The sequence below is a fragment of the Actinomadura sp. 7K507 genome (assembly GCF_004348425.1).
Classification (GTDB): Bacteria; Actinomycetota; Actinomycetes; order Streptosporangiales; family Streptosporangiaceae; genus Spirillospora.
In genome coordinates this window covers 1-1,768 of record NZ_SMKK01000511.1, presented here as the reverse complement: position 1 = coordinate 1,768, position 1,768 = coordinate 1, and the positions used below count along the sequence as shown (strand labels likewise).

Below are 1,768 nucleotides of genomic sequence, written 5' to 3'. Positions count from 1 at the left end.
CCTGACTTGGCTCACGGGGCGGGACGGATCCAGCCGACATCGCGCTGACCTGTGAGGACTCTTCCAGGAGGTCGCGTTTTCACGCACTAAGCGCGTCGTTCTAGGGTCGGTGGATGGTGTTCATCCGGCGAGTGCGGACCGCTTCGGGCGCGACTGCGGTGCAGATCGCGGAGTATGCCGATGGCCGTCAGCGGATCGTGAAGCACGTTGGTTCGGCGCATACCGAGGCCGAACTCGGGATCCTGCTGGAGCAGGCGCGTGGTCTGCTCGCCGATCCGAGGCAGGAGACGCTGGACCTGGGCGTCGAGCCCCTGCCGATGACCGAACCGCTCATCGCGGCACCGACCGTCCAGGGCGAGCTCATGGCCCGATCGGAGATCGGTCAGGAGCGTCGAGATCCACCCGGACGCGTGGTGGACACCCACTCGGGCGTGCTGTTCGAGGCCTTGGCATCGGTGTTCACGAGCCTGGGATTGGACGCCCTCGACGACGTGGTCTTCCGGGACCTGGTCATTGCACGGATCACCGAGCCGACCTCGCTGCTCGACACCGGCCGGGTGCTGCGCGATCTGGGCCGGGCACCGGCCGGCTACGCGACGATGAAGCGGGCCTTGGGCCGGGTGAACAAGGCCGGCTACCGCGACCGGATCGCGGCCCGGTGTTTCGAGCGCGCCCGCGGCCGTGGCGACATCAGCCTGGTGCTCTACGACGTCACAACCCTCTACTTCGAGGCCGAGAACGAGGACGACCTGCGCAAGGTCGGCTACTCCAAGGAACGCCGCGTCGATCCCCAGATCGTCGTCGGTCTGCTGGTCGACCGCCGCGGTTTCCCGCTCGAGATCGGCTGCTTCGAGGGCAACAAGGCCGAGACCGCCACGATCACCCCGATCGTCAAGCAATTCCAACAGCGACACAATCTCGCCGACATCGTGATCGTGGCCGATGCGGGGATGCTGTCGGCAGCCAACCTGCGTGAACTCGACGACGCACACCTGCGGTTCATCGTCGGGTCCCGCGTCACCAAGGCGCCGGTGGATCTGGAGTCCCACTTCCGCTGGCACGGTGACGCCTTCAGCGACGGCCAGGTCATCGACACCATCACCCCCAAGAACAGCCGCGTCGTCGAGAACGACGTCCATCGCAAGGCCGAACCGGTCTGGAATCGGCAGCAGCACCCCGGCTCGTGGCGGGCGGTATGGGCCTACTCGACCAAGCGGGCCGTCCGAGACAACAGGACCCTCACGCTGCAGGAGAACCGGGCCCGCGCCGTCATCGCCGGCGAGAAGGCCGCCCGCACGCCACGATTCGTCAAGACCACCAACCGGGGCCGCAGCCTGGACGAGGCATCCCTGGCCCGTGCCCGTCGACTGGTCGGCCTCAAGGGCTATGTCACCAACATCGACATCGCCACCATGCCCGCCGGTGAGGTCATCGCCGGCTACCACGACCTTTGGCGCATCGAGCAGTCGTTCCGGATGTCCAAGACCGACCTGCGAGCACGGCCGATGTTCCACCACACCCGCGACGCCATCGAGGCGCACCTGACCATCGTGTTCACCGCGCTCGCAGTCAGCCGCGAAGTCCAGGCACGCACCGGGCTGGCAATCCGCAACGTCGTCAAGCAACTCCGGCCACTGCGCTCGGCCACCATCGCCATCAACGGCACCCACCAGACCTTCGCCCCCGCCATCCCCGACAAGCAGCAAGCCATCCTCAACGCGATCCAGAACCCAGACCCTCACGCACTAAGCGAATGAGCCAACTCAGG

General features: G+C 66.7%; 1 protein-coding gene. It reads left to right on the top strand.

Annotation, left to right across the window (positions count from 1 at the left end; all coding sequences use genetic code 11):
• The first annotated feature begins 113 nt into the window (after positions 1 to 113).
• Positions 114 to 1,757 (top strand): IS1634 family transposase, encoded by a 1,644-nt coding sequence (locus tag E1285_RS44930; RefSeq protein ID WP_132161011.1) that lies wholly within the window; start codon positions 114 to 116, stop codon positions 1,755 to 1,757.
• Positions 1,758 to 1,768 lie beyond the last annotated feature (11 nt).